The following is a 15,402-nucleotide window of genomic DNA, read 5'->3' on the forward strand; positions in this document are numbered from 1 at the left end:
CCTGCAATTAATGCGAAAGATAGTGGGCAAACGCCTCGGTTTGCGGCTGTGTAAAGCGACTGGCATCACCCTGTTCGACAATATAGCCATTTTCCATATACACCACGCGGCTGGCCGTTTTACGCGCCACTTCCACTTCATGGGTGACGATCACCTGGGTGATATTGGTCTGCGCCAGCTCACGAATGATGCTGACGATCTGGGCGGTGATTTCCGGGTCCAGTGCGGCGGTGGGTTCATCGAACAGCAGCACGGCCGGTTCCATCATCAGCGCACGGGCAATCGCCACGCGTTGCTGTTGACCACCGGACAGGTGCAGAGGGTAACGGTCGGCAAACGTCGTCAGACGCAGGCGATCGAGCAGCTTTGCCGCGCGCTCATGGGCCTGTGCTTTGCTTAAGCCCAGCACGCGGCAGGGGGCTTCGATCAGGTTCTGAACGACAGTCAGGTGAGGCCAGAGATTGTACTGTTGAAACACCATGCCGACGTTTTGACGCAATTCGCGTATTGCCGCATCGCCAGGGGGTTTTGTAAAGTCAAAGCGGTTACCTGCGATCTCAAGGGTACCGGAACGCGGCATCTCCAGCAGGTTTAACACACGCAGGAGAGAGCTCTTCCCGGCACCGCTAGGCCCCAGCAATACCAGCGTCTCGCCCTGAGGGCAAGCCAGCTGAATGTCAAAAAGCGCCTGGTGGGCACCGTAGTAGCAGTTAATACCGTTTAGTTGAATACTCATGCGCAAAAAGTGAATAGCAATTGATGCCGCGAATCTTAACGTCGACAGCATAGTTATGCAATCATTGTGCGTTAAAATTTATTTATGCGGGCAGGGTGATTAAATAGTAGCACAAGATAGCGTGATGTAACGGTTTTGGTCTGTATAAGTCGCTGTTGTTATGCAAATGTGTGCGCGCGATCGGAACACTGGCTGGCGCTTCGCCTTTTTTGTTTATTTTGCCAGCAAGTGAATAAGAAGTGCTGCCACACCGTTGAGCGGCAGCAGTGGATTAACAAATGAGATCGTCACCCAGACCATAGGTACAGGCGTAGGGATCGGTCCATTGATTGCCTTTGTGGAAGAAAGTTGCTGACTCGCCATTATCAAAAATAACAAATCCCAGACCACTGGATTGTATCTGCCAGTCACCTTTTGAGCCGTCTTTAAATTTTATCGTACCGAATGAAATGCAGGGTGAGTAATACTCATGAAGTAAGTTTCCGTTTTCTTTTGACTCGGCCGCCTGATTAAAAAATCGTACTATTTGATTTTTTGATGGTCTGAATACTTTACAAGCCTCAACTTCATTCTTATCTTCTCGCCCATCATCGTGCTGACCTGTTTGTTTTATCTCAACGTGGCTGACTACTCTTCCCTGAGCCTGCATCGAAAAAGTGAGGAAGAGAAATAGAGCTACGTTAAGTTTTTTATTGGTTTTTACCATTTTGCTGTACTCTCCTCTGTAGCGGTTTTTCTACCAATTTCAGGGTGGCGGTATATCTCAGACATGGAAACATTTAACGTACTAACAAGCTCTTTTATTAGCCATTTTAAAGAGTCATTTTGTTGATCGTTGACTGATTCATAAATTGATTCCATTTTCCCTGTTTTTTCATTTTTTACCTTTGAAGATTTTCCCACGATCTCTATTCCGATACTGTCAGCATTACTTGGGAATCGGTCAGGGAATTTTTTAACTTTTTCAATCTTGTGTATTTTGTCTGAATTTCTCCATGACTTTTCCAATTCAGCTACTTTATTTAATTCAGTAGGTTCACACTTTTTGGTCAGAAAACAGCGAGACTGCATTCTTCCCACATGCCAGGTGACTTTCAACAATGATGCTGTTTGATAAATAGTACCATCCTTGTCAATCAAAAAGTGCGCACCTGTAGCACCTTCGGTCTGATAACTGTTAAAGGTGCTGCTGGCTGTCGTGCTATCTGTTTGATGCACCACGATGCCATTAACGGCATCCATTTGTCCGCGTTCAATATTTTTAAACATTTTAAGGATGATGCGCTCTGCATCGATATAGCCTTCTTTATCTATATATAACATGGTTATCCATTCCTTATGTTATTCGGGTTTACATTGTTACGTTGGCTTTAATATCGAATCCAGTGGATACAGTGCCCGCCGTATTGCCTTGCGCATTTTGCAGAACATAATCTATCCTGAACCGGGCGAAAGATAATCCGACGGTTTCACGCGGGCTGCGCATGGTGTCATAACCAAAAGGCTCAACTGAAGTAATGAGTACTTCCTGTAACGTAATGACCAGATAGTCCAACGGCGAGCCACCCGCTTTTCGAGTGGTTAGTATGACTTCCGAAATATGCTTTCCGTTAAGGCAATACTGAAGAAGATTGGGGCTGGATTTGTCAATGTGGTGGTCGAAAAAGAGATCCTTGACGGTTGATTTTCCTGCGCCCCCGCCACTCCCGTTGTGCATATTGGCGGTCTGGCTGACAGACCATTCCCAACGGATGACATCAATTTCGCCTTTATGTAAATGATCCTGAGACTCACCCTCAATACTATTGAATTTAATGAAAGTATCCTGAGCCATATTACGTCCTTATTTTTTGATAAAAAATAAAACTGATAGCTGTTTAATTAACAGTGTTGCGTTAGTTAATCGATTAATAAATTAACTATCCACAGCAAGTAAAGTTACGGCCAATGGCCGACAGATATAAATCGTAAATCAATGATTTTTATTTAGGGCAGGCGTGCGTGGTGTAAGTAAAGGATACGGCGGGAGTGAATCAGAATGAGGCAGTCAGACATCGTGCCGCCAGGCCGCGGCACGTATTCGGGATTTATCTTTGTAGCTGCTGGACGAGTGAGCCGCCGGAAAGATGCGGATTATGGCCAAGATAGCGCACATCACTGACAGACCAGCAGGTGCCTTCACGTACCATCAGCACTTCATCCTGCCAGCTAACATCGCCCCGCTTGAGCGTGACGCGCAGCGGAATATTACGGGCATCGGTGTTGGGAATGGTCGAGGCATCCGCCACGCTGGCATCCGTAGCACCCTGGCTCTGACTGGAGAAGATATCTCCCGTCAGCAGTGCGGTTTTATGCGGTTTTGCCTGTGCGTTAATCAGTGACTGATAGAGTGTATCACTGAGTAGCGGACGGTATTTTGCCAGCAGTTGAGCATCCGGCAATCCCTGCGAAGGTTGCTGTGTACGCAGATCGTAGAACTGCTGCGCGACGCTGTCCGGGCCGCCATCAGCACATGGCCCCACCCGGGTACCAATGTCCTTATAGGCAGGCTCTACGGTAGTACAGGCACTGAGTAACAGCGCAAGGGGTACCACGGTAGCAAAGGGGCGGTATTTCATTCTGATTTCCTTATTGTTATCAGTGGAGGTGCTTTATAATTACCCGCGTAAGTATAGCTGCTCAGTGTAGTTGCAAGAGCGAAGCGATCATTGAACAAGGAGAGCGACATGAAATTTTCCACAACGCCAACGCTGGAAGGCCAGTCCATTACTGAATATTGCGGCGTCGTCACCGGTGAGGTGATTCTCGGCGCCAACATCTTTAAAGACTTTTTTGCCGGTATCCGCGATATCGTCGGCGGCCGTGCCGGGGCGTATGAGAAAGAACTGCATAAGGCGCGCCAGATAGCCTTTACGGAGCTGGAAGTACGGGCGAAAGCACTGGGGGCTGATGCCGTCGTCGGAATCGATATTGATTATGAAACCGTGGGCAAAGGCAACAGCATGCTGATGGTCAGCGTAAGCGGCACCGCAGTCAAACTGCGCCACTGATGCGTCCGTTGTCCATTGTTCGTCCGCTGTTGCTGTTGCTGGCGGTCTTTCTGTATACCTCAATCACCCCGAATGGGCTGCAACAGCACCAGGGATACATGGTGGATACCCGGCAGGAAGCATACGGTGCCCGCCCGCGCGTCAAAGTGCTGGTGATCCACTATACGGCCGGGGATTTCCCACGTTCGCTGAATACGCTGACCGATCGTCGTGTGAGCGCTCACTATCTTTTACCGGCAACGCCGCCAAAATATGATGGTCAACCGCTGGTATGGCGACTGGTGCCGGAGTCGATGCTGGCATGGCACGCCGGGGAGAGTTTCTGGCGTGGCGCAACCCGGCTGAATGATACCTCCATCGGCATTGAGCTGGAGAATCAGGGCTGGCATCGTGAGGGCGGGGTCGTGGTCTGGCAGCCGTTCCCCCAGTCGCAGATGGATGCACTGCTGCCGCTGGTGCGTGACATTGTGCAGCGCTACGGCATTCAGCCACAGGATGTGGTGGCACACAGTGATATTGCCCCGCTGCGTAAACAGGACCCAGGCCCGCTGTTCCCCTGGCAGTGGTTTGCCGCGCAGGGCATTGGCGCATGGCCTGATGCAGAAAGGGTGACGTTCTGGCTGGCGGGCCGCCCGCCGACGCAGCGCGTGGATAAAACCCGGCTGCTGGATCTGTTGGCCCGCTATGGTTATGAGGTGACGCCGCAGATGAAGCCCTATCAGCAGCAGGCGCTGATCGCCGCTTTTCAGATGCACTTTCGTCCGGCAGATTACAGCGGCGTGGCAGATGCTGAAACCGAAGCCATCGCCGCTGCGCTGCTGGAGAAATACGGTTCCGAGTAACTTACTGTGCGGCTAAAAATGCCTGCCACTGGCTAACCAGCTGTTGCAGCGCATCACGGTCGGCATCCAGGTGGGTCACCAGGCGTGTTATCGGGCCAGGGCTGAGGAGAATACCGCGTTCGCGCATCCACGGCCCCAGCGTGGCAATCTGCGCCTCTGGCAGGCGCAGGAACACCATGTTGGTGTCGTAACGGGTGACATCCACGCCGATCTCACGCAGCGCCCCGGCCAGCCAGGCCGCATTGTCGTGGTCATCTTTTAAGCGATCGACGTTGTGCTCCAGCGCATACAGCCCGGCTGCGGCCAGAATCCCCGCCTGGCGCATGCCGCCGCCCGTCATCTTCCGCCAGCGACGTGCTCGCTGGATAAACGCCTCACTGCCGCACAGCAGCGATCCCACAGGCGTGCCCAGCCCTTTAGACAGGCAGATAGTCAGCGTATCACAGTAGCGGGCAAGCGCCTCCAGCGGCACGTCCAGCGCCACTGCCGCGTTGAAAATACGCGCGCCATCGATATGCAGCGCCAGCTTGCGTTCACGGGTGAAGTTCCACGCCTGTTGCAGATAGGCAATCGGCAGCACTTTGCCGTTATGGGTATTTTCCAGGCTTAACAGGCGGGTGATGGCGAAATGCACATCATCGGGTTTGATAAACTGCGCTACCACATCCAGTGGTAACGATCCGTCAGCGGCGGCGAGGATCGGCTGAGGCTGTATGCTGCCCAGTACGGCCGCGCCGCCGGCTTCGTATTTGTAGTTATGTGCCAGTTGGCCGACGATATACTCTTCACCACGCTGACAGTGACACAGCAGGGCGACCAGGTTCGCCTGGGTGCCCGTGGGCAGGAACAGAGCGGCAGCCTTGCCGCTGAGGCGGGCGGCTTCTGATTCCAGGAGATTGACGGTGGGGTCATCACCATAAACATCGTCGCCGGTTTCAGCCGACATCATGGCATTCAGCATCGCCTGGCTGGGGCGGGTCACGGTATCACTACGCAGATCAATCACGCTCAACTCTCCTGTCAACAGTAAAACGGACGCCGCAGCGTCCGTGAAAAAGGCCTTCGCTCTTTTTTACCGCAGCCAGTTGGTTTTTGCCAGATCAACCACTTCGTCACCACGGCCATTAATAATCGCGCGCAGCATGTACAGGCTGAAACCCTTCGCCTGTTCAAATTTGATCTGCGGCGGCATCGCCAGCTCTTCTTTTGCGGTGACCACATCGATCAGTGCCGGGCCATTGTGTGCCAGCGCCTGTTGAATGGCGTCGTCCAGTTGTGATGCCTGCTCAACCCGAATGCCTTTCACACCGCAGGCGTTAGCAATCGCCGCAAAGTTGGGATTTTCCAGCTCGGTGCCATCGGTGAGGTATCCGCCGGACTTCATCTCCATCGCGACAAACCCCAGCACGCTGTTGTTAAACACCACGATTTTGACCGGCAGTTTTAACTGTGCCAGTGAGAGGAAATCGCCCATTAACATGCTGAATCCGCCATCACCGCACAGGGCGATGGTTTGGCGGCCAGGATCAATCGCCTGGGCGCCAATGGCCTGCGGCATCGCATTGGCCATTGAACCGTGACTGAATGACCCGAGCAGGCGGCGTTTGCCGTTCATTTTCAGATAGCGGGCTGCCCAGACGGTGGGAGTACCGACATCGCAGGTGAAGATCGCATCGTCGCTGGCGTAGCGGCTGATCTGCTGCGCGAGGTATTGCGGATGGATCGGTTGTTTATCGTTAGCGGTGGCGAGTGCATCCAGCTCTTTACGCGCTTTGGCATAATGCTCCAGCGCCTGATCGAGGAAGCCGCGTTCGGTTTTCACGCTAAGCTGTGGCAGTAAGGCGGTCAGCGTGGCTTTGACATCACCGACCAGCGCCATATCCAGCGCGCAGTGGCTGCCCAGGCTGCCGGGATTGATATCGATCTGAATGATTTTCGCATTGGGCGGATAGAAGGCACGATAAGGAAACTGGCTGCCGAGGATCAGCAGCGTGTCAGCATTCATCATCGCGTGGTAGCCGGAGGAGAAGCCGATCAACCCGGTCATGCCCACATCGTATGGGTTGTCGTATTCGATATGTTCTTTGCCGCGCAGGGCATGCACCACCGGGGCTTTCAGGGTTGCTGCCAGCGCTACCACTTCGCTGTGCGCGCCTGCGCAGCCGCTGCCGCACAGCAGGGTAACATTGCTGGCCTGATTCAGTGCTGTCGCCAGTTTCTCCAGCTCAGCCGCGATGGGTTGCACCTGGGGTAACTGCGGAGGATACCAGTCGCTATTTGCGCCCTCCGGTGCCAGCTGAAGCGCGATATCACCCGGCAGTACCACGACGGAGACGCCTTTATTGAGAATCGCTTTGCGCATGGCAATCCCCAGCACCTGCGGAAGCTGCTCGGGGTTAGAAACCAGTTCACAGTAGTGGCTGCATTCACGAAACAGCTCCTGTGGATGGGTTTCCTGAAAGTAATTGCTGCCGATTTCTGCTGACGGAATATGTGCTGCAATCGCCAGTACCGGTACGTGGTTGCGGTGGCAATCGAACAGTCCATTGATAAGGTGCAGGTTACCTGGCCCACAGGATCCGGCACAGACCGCCAGTTCGCCGGTAAGGTGGGCCTCAGCGCCAGCGGCAAATGCCGCGACTTCTTCGTGACGGGTGGGCATCCAGCGAATGGTCCCCATGCGATTAAGGCTGTCACTCAAGCCGTTCAGTGAGTCGCCCGTGACGCCCCAGATACGTTTTACGCCGGCACTTTCCAGTGTTTTTGCGACCAGGGCTGCAACAGTTTGCTTCATGCGTTCTCCTCAGTGATGGGGGATGTCCTTTGACGGGAAGAGTGAATTCGCTGCGACAAGCTTAGATGAGGAAGTACCGGGCGGGGGATACCGTGTGAAACAAGCTGTTTCACACGGCAGTAAAACGCGAGATCAGGCGAGGGCGATATCACTTTCCGGGTAGCAACTGCAGGCCAGTACATAGCCCTGAGCAATCTCAGTGTCACTGAGTGTTTGCTGGCTGCGGGTTTGGTAACGGCCTTCGGTCACGCGGGTTTTGCAGCAGCCGCACACGCCCGAACGGCAGGCAGCGGCAACGGGGAGTTTATGGTGTTCCATCGCGGTCAGCAGCGACCAGCCTGATGGGAAGGTGCCGCCCTGTAAGCGCATCGGGCTACGCAGGGTGAACTGCGTCTCTTCTTTGGCGACCTCATTCACCGGGGTGAACTGCTCGGTGAAGATTTTTTCTGCCCCCAGTGCCTGTGCATCCTGCTGCACGCTCGCCATATACGCTTCGGGTCCGCAGATCATCACGGTGCGCTGATGGATATCAGGTACCAGCGCGGCCAGGCGCGCACGATCAAGGCGGCCGTCCAGCATCGCTTGCGTGGCGCCATTCTCAGCGATAATCGTCAGGGTTAACCACGGCTGCATGGCACTGAGTTCTCGGGCAAAAATGACATCCTGCGGTGAGCGTACGCTGTACACCAGTTGTACGCTGCACGCCGGGCGCTGCGCATGCAGCCAGCGGCACATCGACATGATCGGTGTGATGCCGCAGCCCGCCGCCAGAAAGAGATAATGGCTGGCGGGATGGCGCTGACAGCTGAACTCCCCCTGCGGATCGGACAGCCAGATATCATTGCCGGGGCGTACATCCCGCGTCAGCCAGCCCGAACCTTTACCCTGTTCGATCTGCCGCACGGTCAGGGTGATAAACGCGCTTTGTCCTGGCGTGGATGACAGCGTATACGCGCGCATTTCATCGCTGTTACCGATTTTCACCAGCGCGAACTGGCCCGCCTGCCAGCGATAGAAATCGTGATTTATCAGCGCCAGTGTCCAGACGTCGGGGGTTTCCTGCTGCACATGGTGAACCTGCATGCGCCAGGGGCACAGTATCGTTGAATTCATGGGTTACTCTCCGCTGCCAAGGATGGTCGCCAGATCGTTTTCCACGCTGCTGACCGGGATCATGCCGAACTCTTTTTGTAACAGAGCCAGCAGGTTATTGGTGAGGAAGGCCGGGGAGGTTGGGCCGGTACGGATGTTTTTTACCCCCAGGGATAACAACGTGAGCAGCACCACAATTGCTTTCTGTTCAAACCAGGAGAGCAGCAGTGACAGCGGCAGGTCGTTGACGCCGCAGTTCAGTTTTTCTGCCAGCCGTACCGCCAGCATAATGGCCGCGTAGCTGTCGTTACACTGCCCCACGTCCAGCAGGCGAGGTAATCCTTCGATGTGGCCAAAGTCCAGTTTGTTGAAACGGTATTTCCCACAGGCCAGCGTCAGCACCAGGCAGTCCTGCGGGATCGCCAGCGCCATGTCGGTGTAATAGCTGCGCTGATCGCGGCTGCCGTCACACCCCCCGACCAGGAACACATGACGCAGTTTTTGACGGCTGACCAGATCGATGATGCTGTCACAGGCATCCAGCAGCACTTTGCGCCCGAAGCCAACGGTGATCTCATGCGGAATTTCACTCCAGGGGAAGCCCGGCATGCTGTCTGCCTGGTCGATGACGGCGGAGAAATCGTCCCCTTCCAGGTGATTGACGCCAGGCCAGCCGACGATGCTGCGTGTCCAGATACGCTGCTGATAATCGCCCACCAGCGGGTCAATAATACAGTTGGAGGTCATCACGATCGGGCCAGGGAAACGGGCAAACTCTGTTTGCTGGTTCTGCCAGCCGCTGCCGTAATTGCCCACCAGATGCGGGTATTTTTTCAGTTCCGGGTAACCGTGGGCAGGTAACATCTCACCGTGGGTGAAAACATTAATGCCTCTTCCTGCGGTCTGCTCCAGCAGAAACTGCAGATCTTTCAGGTCGTGGCCGGAAATCAGGATCGCTTTGCCGGCGACCGGGCGTACATTGACGCTAACGGGCTGCGGATCGCCATAAACCGTGGTTTGCGCTTCATCCAGCATGCCCATAATGGTGAAGTTCATTTTGCCGATCTGCATGGCGCAGGCCACCAGATCGTTGGTGGCGGAAGGGTTGGTCCCCAGCCAGGCCATGATCTGATGATATTCAGCATAGATAGCGTTATCGAAGCGGTTATGGACGTGGGCGTGTTCCATGTAGGCCGCGGCCCCTTTCAGCCCATACAGACAGAGCAGACGCAGCCCGAGCGTGTCGGCATCCACTCCGCCATCGTTCAGCGCAAACTGCGCGGCCTGCTGCTGCAAACCGGCGATTTCGTGGCTGGCCAAATTCAGCGCGGCAAGCGGATGATCGAGAAACAGGCTGCCGCCCATTTGCACGCAACGCTGTTGCAGACGGTCGCGCAGGGCGATCGCTTCAAACGCATAATCGACAATACGCGTGGAATCAAAATTGACGTTAGTCAGCGTGGAGAAAAATGCGCGCGGGGCAAAGTTATCTACCTCGTGATCGATAATCCCCAGGCTGCGTGCCTGAAGTGCCCAGGCCGACAAGCCCTGAAGTACCGCCACCAGCAGATCCTGCAGATCGGAGGTTTCTGCCGTTTTACCGCACATGCCTTGCGCGTAAGCACAGCCGTCGCCGACCGGAGTACGCATTGTTTGCTCACATTGAATACAGAACATGATCTCACCTTTTATAAGATGTATTTAATATGCATCTTTATGTATGAGATTCCGGCCCGGGATACAAGCAGCCGAAGAGATTAACCTGTCCGGGTTTGATCTGGCGCAATTCTGCAATAGAAAATAACGATTTTTCTGCGTGGCTTGACCCACCGACGACAGGCTACCATTCTCAATGCAAAAGCAAAAAAGGGGCAAAGATGATTCTGGAAAAAATGGCCATTGTCGGCTTTCGTGGCATCAACCGCTTGTCGTTGCCGCTGGAAGGAAACAACGTGCTGATTGGCGAAAATGCCTGGGGGAAATCCAGTCTGCTGGACGCGCTGACACTGTTGCTGGCACCTAAACAGGATCTGTATCAGTTCAGGCTGCATGACTTTCATTACCTGCCGGGTGAGCAGCATCGCCGGGGGCGTAATCTGCAGGTGGTGCTGACGTTTTGTGAACGCGAGGCCGGTGAGGCAGAAGCGGCACAGTATCAGCCATTTTCCTCTCTGTGGTGGCGCGGTGAGGGCGGGCTGCGCCGTCTCGAACTCTGTATTGAGGGGCAGTTGCTCGAGGAAGAGCAGGTGGTGACACGGCGACAGTTTCGTGATGCCAGTGGACAAAGCATCATCAGCGGCGACCAGGCGACGGAGGCGATAACCGCCCTGATCCGTCTGCATCCGGTACTGCGCCTGCGCGATGCGCGTTTCAGTCGCCGCCAGCCACACGAGGCCGCACCGGCTGCGCCACTGACCGATCTGACGAGCATGATGGAAGATCTGATGCGTGGCGGGGCGTCCTGCCCGCAAAATCTGACGGATACTGCCCTGCGCGAAGGGTTGAACACCCTACAACAGCTGGTGGAACACTATTTTTCGTTTCAGTCGCCCCAGGCATCACTTCCGGCCAGCCGCGTCCCTCATCATCTGCGTGAATCCGGCAGCGGCTGGCGTCATCTGGGGGAGATGAATCAGCTGATTGCCGGGGGCGACCGCAGCCGTCGACTGATTCTGTTGCGGATGTTTGCCCTTCTGGTTCAGGCGCGTGGTGCGCAACAACTGGATGCGCAAGCCCGGCCGCTACTGCTGGTGGAAGATCCGGAAACCCGTCTGCACCCGACCATGCTGGCAGTGGCCTGGGAGCTGCTTTCGCTGCTGCCCCTGCAAAAAATCGTTACGACTAACTCGGGTGAGCTGCTGTCACAGGTGCCGGTGGAGCAGGTGTGCCGTCTGGTGCGCGAACCGCAGCACGTAGCCGCATGGCGTATTGGCCCCGCAGGCATGAGCGCTGAGGACAGCCGACGCATCGCTTTTCACATTCGTTTTAATCGTCCGTCTTCGCTGTTTGCCCGCTGCTGGTTGCTGGTGGAAGGGGAAACCGAAGTGTGGGTGATGAACGAGCTGGCGCGCCAGTGTGGTTATCATTTTGCGGCAGAAGGTGTGAAGGTGATTGAGTTTGCCCAGTCCGGGCTAAAACCGTTGATAAAATTTGCCCAACGTATGGGTATTGAGTGGCATGTTCTGACCGATGGCGATGATGCCGGAAAGAAATATGCCGCCACAGCGCGCAGTATGCTGGAGAAGGACCGGGCAGCTGAGCACCAGCATCTGACGCAATTACCCGCACTGGATATGGAGCATTTCCTGTACAAAGAGGGTTTTGCAGCGGTTTATCATCGTATCGCCAGGCTTCCTCCCAATGTGCCGATGAATATGCGGCGGATTATTGGCAAGGCGCTCCAGTATGCTTCTAAACCGGAATTGGCTATTTCTGTGGCGATGGACGCCGCAGCGCGCGGCACGGAGTCAGTGCCGCCGTTGCTGCGTAAAATGTTTGCCTGTGTGCAGTGGCTGGCGCGAGGAAAAGCGGATTAATGCCGTTTTTTCTGTTTGCGGCCTTCTGCCTGGGTTGAAAAATGCATCTGCCCACCCATATTAACTGAGTGAGCAGGGCGCCCAATAAAAATGCCAGCATCACTGGCTGGCATTTTGTCGCAGGGTTGTACAGAATGAGTAAAGGGTCATGCGCTGATAGCGATGGCCTCTTCAACAGGGACGATGAGACTGGCATGATTGCCCTTTGGACCCTGATGCAAATCAAACTGGACTTGTTGCCCTGCTTTCAGCGTTCTGTAACCGTCCATCTTAATCGTTGAGTAGTGCGCGAAGATATCCTCGCCGCCGCCCACCGGACAGATGAAACCGAAGCCTTTGGCGTTATTAAACCACTTAACAGTACCCGTCTCCATGCTTCTACATCCCTCGCAAGACATTCAAATGAGTGAGGTGTCCAGGCTACAAGCCTGACGGCTGGTTAATCTTCATTCAGCCTGTGTTTGTACTGTAGAGAATTGGCATCGGGGGTCAAGCAAACGGGCGGTTATGATGGGGATGAAATCATCAAAATTTGAAGCAGTTAACGCTATTGCGAATTTTGTGATGAAGGTCGCGATTGATGATTTCTGTACACAATTTCAACCGCGCTGTACAACATTGTGCTCATGTTATTCCTAACATGAATGATGTTAGTCTGGCGTAAGTAAGCAATGTTGATCACACTGGGTAGGTATGGGAAAGACTAACGATTGGCTTAATTTTGAAAAGCTTGCAGACGATAAAGTCCGTGAGGAGCTCAAGCCACCATCGATGTATAAAGTTATTCTGAATAATGACGATTATACGCCTATGGAATTTGTTATTGACGTTCTGCAAAAGTTCTTTTCTTATGATGTTGAACGTGCAACGCAACTGATGCTCGCGGTTCACTACCAGGGAAAGGCGATATGCGGTGTATTTACTGCTGAAGTCGCAGAGACTAAAGTCGCTAATGTGAACAAATATGCCAGGGAAAATGAGCATCCGTTGCTTTGTACGCTGGAAAAAGCCTGAATAAGGCGATCTATTTGTGGGGGAGGTGCCTATGCTCAATCAAGAACTGGAACTCAGTTTAAATATGGCTTTCGCCAGAGCGCGCGAGCACCGACATGAGTTTATGACCGTCGAGCATTTGTTACTGGCATTGCTCAGTAACCCGTCGGCCAGAGAGGCACTGGAAGCCTGTACGGTGGATATTGTCGCGTTACGGCAGGAGCTCGAAGCTTTCATTGAACAAACCACCCCGGTCTTGCCGGTTAGCGAAGAAGAGCGCGACACACAGCCGACGCTTAGTTTCCAACGCGTACTGCAACGTGCTGTTTTTCACGTGCAGTCATCCGGCCGCAGCGAAGTCGCGGGCGCTAACGTACTGGTCGCTATCTTTAGCGAGCAGGAGTCGCAGGCTGCTTATCTGCTGCGCAAACATGAAGTCAGTCGTCTTGATGTGGTGAACTACATCTCACACGGCACACGCAAAGATGAACCAGGCCCGGCATCGGGTGCTGAGAATCCGGTTAATGAAGAGCAAGCAGGCGGGGAGGAACGTATGGAAAACTTCACCACCAACCTTAACCAGCTTGCCCGTGTTGGCGGAATTGATCCGCTGATCGGCCGTGATAAAGAGCTGGAACGCGCTGTTCAGGTTCTTTGCCGCCGTCGTAAAAACAATCCACTGCTGGTGGGCGAATCTGGTGTCGGTAAAACGGCGATTGCGGAAGGTCTTGCCTGGCGTATTGTGCAGGGTGATGTGCCGGAAGTGATGAAGGATTGCACCATCTACTCACTGGATATCGGCTCTTTGCTGGCGGGTACCAAATACCGTGGTGACTTCGAGAAACGATTTAAAGCGTTACTGAAACAGCTTGAGCAGGACACCAGCAGCATTCTGTTCATTGATGAAATTCATACCATCATCGGTGCTGGCGCTGCGTCTGGTGGGCAGGTGGATGCCGCGAATCTGATTAAACCGCTGCTGTCGGGCGGAAAAATTCGCGTAATGGGCTCCACCACCTATCAGGAATTCAGTAATATTTTCGAAAAAGATCGTGCACTGGCACGTCGCTTCCAGAAAATCGATATTACTGAACCAACGGTCGAAGAAACGGTGCAGATCATCAATGGTCTGAAGCCGAAATACGAAGCGCATCACGATGTTCGTTATACCGCAAAAGCGGTGCGAGCTGCGGTGGAGCTGGCGGTGAAATACATCAACGATCGTCATCTGCCCGATAAGGCCATTGACGTGATTGATGAAGCCGGTGCCCGTGCACGTCTGATGCCGGTCAGCAAACGCAAAAAAACCGTCAACGTGTCGGATATCGAAACGGTGGTGGCGCGTATTGCCCGTATTCCAGAGAAGAGTGTGTCGGCTTCCGACCGTGATTCACTGAAAACACTGGGCGACCGTCTGAGAATGCTGGTATTCGGCCAGGATAATGCCATTGAAGTGCTGACCGAAGCGATCAAAATGAGCCGTGCAGGTTTGGGCCAGGATCGTAAACCTGTGGGTTCCTTCCTGTTTGCTGGCCCGACCGGTGTCGGGAAAACCGAGGTGACGGTTCAGTTGGCCAAGGCGCTGGGCATTGAACTGCTGCGTTTTGATATGTCTGAGTACATGGAGCGCCACACAGTCAGTCGTCTGATTGGTGCGCCTCCGGGTTATGTTGGTTTCGACCAGGGCGGCTTGTTAACGGACGCGGTAATCAAGCATCCACATGCCGTCGTGTTGCTGGATGAAATTGAGAAAGCGCATCCGGATGTCTTCAACCTGTTGTTACAGGTGATGGATAACGGCATGCTGACGGATAATAACGGCCGTAAAGCGGACTTCCGTAATGTGGTGGTTGTGATGACCACGAACGCCGGGGTACGTGAAACGGAACGTAAATCTATCGGCCTGATCCAGCAGGACAACAGCACCGATGCGATGGAAGAGATCAAAAAGATCTTTACGCCAGAGTTCCGTAACCGTCTCGATAACATTATTTGGTTCAAACATCTCGATCAGGCAGTGATCCATCAGGTCGTCGACAAGTTTATCGTCGAACTCCAGGCCCAGCTGGATGCCAAAGGCGTCTCGCTGGAAGTCAGTGATGATGCCCGTGACTGGCTGGCAGAGAAAGGCTACGACAAGGCAATGGGCGCACGCCCAATGGCCCGTACCGTTCAGGAAAGCCTGAAGAAACCGTTAGCGAATGAGCTGCTGTTTGGTTCACTGGTTGATGGGGGATCGGTATCGGTGGCGCTGGATAAAGATAAAAACCAGCTGACCTATCACTTCCTGAGCGCTGAGAAGCGTAAAGCGGAAGGGACCGTGCATTAATTTGCCGGACCTGCGTGAATAAAAAAGCCT

15 protein-coding genes are annotated in these 15,402 nt (G+C 54.0%); 5 read left to right on the forward strand and 10 right to left on the reverse strand.

From position 1 onward, the window contains the following. Positions 1-7: 7 nt before the first annotated feature. From artP to ACFL9S_RS02920, 5 genes are all read right to left on the reverse strand, one after another. Complete coding sequence (gene artP / locus ACFL9S_RS02900) at positions 8-736, reverse strand: arginine ABC transporter ATP-binding protein ArtP (RefSeq protein WP_159338116.1); 729 nt, start codon at positions 734-736, stop codon at positions 8-10. Between the two features lie 271 nt (positions 737-1,007). After that, positions 1,008-1,442, reverse strand: coding sequence for a hypothetical protein (locus ACFL9S_RS02905; RefSeq protein WP_405260198.1), 435 nt, complete (start codon positions 1,440-1,442; stop codon positions 1,008-1,010). Then, positions 1,436-2,059 carry an N-acetylmuramoyl-L-alanine amidase gene (locus ACFL9S_RS02910; RefSeq protein WP_405260199.1) on the reverse strand — a complete coding sequence of 208 codons (624 nt, stop codon included), beginning with the start codon at positions 2,057-2,059 and terminating at the stop codon, positions 1,436-1,438. Before ACFL9S_RS02910 ends, ACFL9S_RS02905 begins: the two co-directional genes overlap by 7 nt. A 28-nt stretch (positions 2,060-2,087) precedes the next feature. Continuing rightward, positions 2,088-2,570 (reverse strand): Hcp family type VI secretion system effector, encoded by a 483-nt coding sequence (locus ACFL9S_RS02915; protein WP_405260200.1) that lies wholly within the window; start codon positions 2,568-2,570, stop codon positions 2,088-2,090. 253 nt (positions 2,571-2,823) lie between these two features. Beyond that, entirely contained in the window at positions 2,824-3,354 is a 531-nt protein-coding gene (locus ACFL9S_RS02920) for a lipoprotein (protein ID WP_405260201.1), read from the reverse strand. 108 nt (positions 3,355-3,462) lie between these two features. On the opposite strand from ACFL9S_RS02920, the gene ACFL9S_RS02925 reads away from it, so the two are divergent. Then, positions 3,463-3,786, forward strand: coding sequence for a heavy metal-binding domain-containing protein (locus ACFL9S_RS02925; protein WP_405260202.1), 324 nt, complete (start codon positions 3,463-3,465; stop codon positions 3,784-3,786). Next, positions 3,786-4,628: an N-acetylmuramoyl-L-alanine amidase gene (locus ACFL9S_RS02930; RefSeq protein WP_405260203.1), complete on the forward strand. Its 843-nt coding sequence runs from the start codon at positions 3,786-3,788 to the stop codon at positions 4,626-4,628. The genes ACFL9S_RS02925 and ACFL9S_RS02930 overlap by 1 nt, the downstream gene beginning before the upstream one ends. Before the next feature lies 1 nt (position 4,629). Here the strand turns inward: ACFL9S_RS02930 and ltaE are convergent, their stop codons facing one another. The 4 genes from ltaE to hcp all read right to left on the reverse strand — a co-directional run bounded on the left by ltaE (position 4,630) and on the right by hcp (position 10,191). Beyond that, the gene (gene ltaE, locus ACFL9S_RS02935; RefSeq protein ID WP_405260204.1) at positions 4,630-5,634 is read right to left on the reverse strand and encodes a low-specificity L-threonine aldolase; all 1,005 of its coding nucleotides are present in this window, start codon (positions 5,632-5,634) and stop codon (positions 4,630-4,632) included. Between the two features lie 66 nt (positions 5,635-5,700). Continuing rightward, a complete protein-coding gene (gene poxB, locus ACFL9S_RS02940; protein WP_405260205.1) occupies positions 5,701-7,422 on the reverse strand; it encodes a ubiquinone-dependent pyruvate dehydrogenase in 1,722 nt (573 codons plus the stop codon). Positions 7,423-7,554: 132 nt separating this feature from the next. After that, the gene (hcr, locus tag ACFL9S_RS02945; RefSeq protein ID WP_405260206.1) at positions 7,555-8,535 is read right to left on the reverse strand and encodes an NADH oxidoreductase; all 981 of its coding nucleotides are present in this window, start codon (positions 8,533-8,535) and stop codon (positions 7,555-7,557) included. A gap of 3 nt (positions 8,536-8,538) precedes the next feature. Next, positions 8,539-10,191 carry a hydroxylamine reductase gene (gene hcp / locus ACFL9S_RS02950; RefSeq protein WP_405260207.1) on the reverse strand — a complete coding sequence of 551 codons (1,653 nt, stop codon included), beginning with the start codon at positions 10,189-10,191 and terminating at the stop codon, positions 8,539-8,541. Positions 10,192-10,391: 200 nt separating this feature from the next. On the opposite strand from hcp, the gene ACFL9S_RS02955 reads away from it, so the two are divergent. Then, on the forward strand, positions 10,392-12,050 hold the full coding sequence (locus ACFL9S_RS02955; protein ID WP_405260208.1) for a DUF2813 domain-containing protein: 1,659 nt from the start codon (positions 10,392-10,394) through the stop codon (positions 12,048-12,050). A 146-nt stretch (positions 12,051-12,196) separates the two neighbouring features. Here the strand turns inward: ACFL9S_RS02955 and cspD are convergent, their stop codons facing one another. Beyond that, positions 12,197-12,424, reverse strand: a complete 228-nt coding sequence (gene cspD, locus ACFL9S_RS02960) for a cold shock-like protein CspD (RefSeq protein ID WP_133841057.1) — start codon at positions 12,422-12,424, stop codon at positions 12,197-12,199. Between the two features lie 319 nt (positions 12,425-12,743). Here cspD and clpS point away from each other — a divergent pair, with 319 nt between their 5' ends. Further along, positions 12,744-13,064: an ATP-dependent Clp protease adapter ClpS gene (gene clpS, locus ACFL9S_RS02965; protein ID WP_133841056.1), complete on the forward strand. Its 321-nt coding sequence runs from the start codon at positions 12,744-12,746 to the stop codon at positions 13,062-13,064. A gap of 31 nt (positions 13,065-13,095) precedes the next feature. Then, on the forward strand, positions 13,096-15,372 hold the full coding sequence (gene clpA, locus ACFL9S_RS02970; RefSeq protein ID WP_405260209.1) for an ATP-dependent Clp protease ATP-binding subunit ClpA: 2,277 nt from the start codon (positions 13,096-13,098) through the stop codon (positions 15,370-15,372). Positions 15,373-15,402 lie beyond the last annotated feature (30 nt).

The organism is Erwinia sp. AnSW2-5 (genome assembly GCF_045107195.1).
Taxonomy (GTDB): domain Bacteria; phylum Pseudomonadota; class Gammaproteobacteria; order Enterobacterales; family Enterobacteriaceae; genus Erwinia.

Excerpts from the sequence above, each read along its gene's own strand:
- ACFL9S_RS02920 (WP_405260201.1), bottom strand. The coding sequence starts at position 3,354 with ATGAAATACCGCCCCTTTGCTACCGTGGTACCCCTTGCGCTGTTACTC.
- cspD (WP_133841057.1), bottom strand. The coding sequence starts at position 12,424 with ATGGAGACGGGTACTGTTAAGTGGTTTAATAACGCCAAAGGCTTCGGT.
- ACFL9S_RS02910 (WP_405260199.1), bottom strand. The coding sequence starts at position 2,059 with ATGTTATATATAGATAAAGAAGGCTATATCGATGCAGAGCGCATCATC.
- artP (WP_159338116.1), bottom strand. The coding sequence starts at position 736 with ATGAGTATTCAACTAAACGGTATTAACTGCTACTACGGTGCCCACCAG.
- poxB (WP_405260205.1), bottom strand. The coding sequence starts at position 7,422 with ATGAAGCAAACTGTTGCAGCCCTGGTCGCAAAAACACTGGAAAGTGCC.
- ACFL9S_RS02925 (WP_405260202.1), top strand. The coding sequence starts at position 3,463 with ATGAAATTTTCCACAACGCCAACGCTGGAAGGCCAGTCCATTACTGAA.
- ACFL9S_RS02955 (WP_405260208.1), top strand. The coding sequence starts at position 10,392 with ATGATTCTGGAAAAAATGGCCATTGTCGGCTTTCGTGGCATCAACCGC.
- hcp (WP_405260207.1), bottom strand. The coding sequence starts at position 10,191 with ATGTTCTGTATTCAATGTGAGCAAACAATGCGTACTCCGGTCGGCGAC.
- clpA (WP_405260209.1), top strand. The coding sequence starts at position 13,096 with ATGCTCAATCAAGAACTGGAACTCAGTTTAAATATGGCTTTCGCCAGA.
- hcr (WP_405260206.1), bottom strand. The coding sequence starts at position 8,535 with ATGAATTCAACGATACTGTGCCCCTGGCGCATGCAGGTTCACCATGTG.
- ACFL9S_RS02905 (WP_405260198.1), bottom strand. The coding sequence starts at position 1,442 with ATGGTAAAAACCAATAAAAAACTTAACGTAGCTCTATTTCTCTTCCTC.
- ACFL9S_RS02915 (WP_405260200.1), bottom strand. The coding sequence starts at position 2,570 with ATGGCTCAGGATACTTTCATTAAATTCAATAGTATTGAGGGTGAGTCT.
- clpS (WP_133841056.1), top strand. The coding sequence starts at position 12,744 with ATGGGAAAGACTAACGATTGGCTTAATTTTGAAAAGCTTGCAGACGAT.
- ACFL9S_RS02930 (WP_405260203.1), top strand. The coding sequence starts at position 3,786 with ATGCGTCCGTTGTCCATTGTTCGTCCGCTGTTGCTGTTGCTGGCGGTC.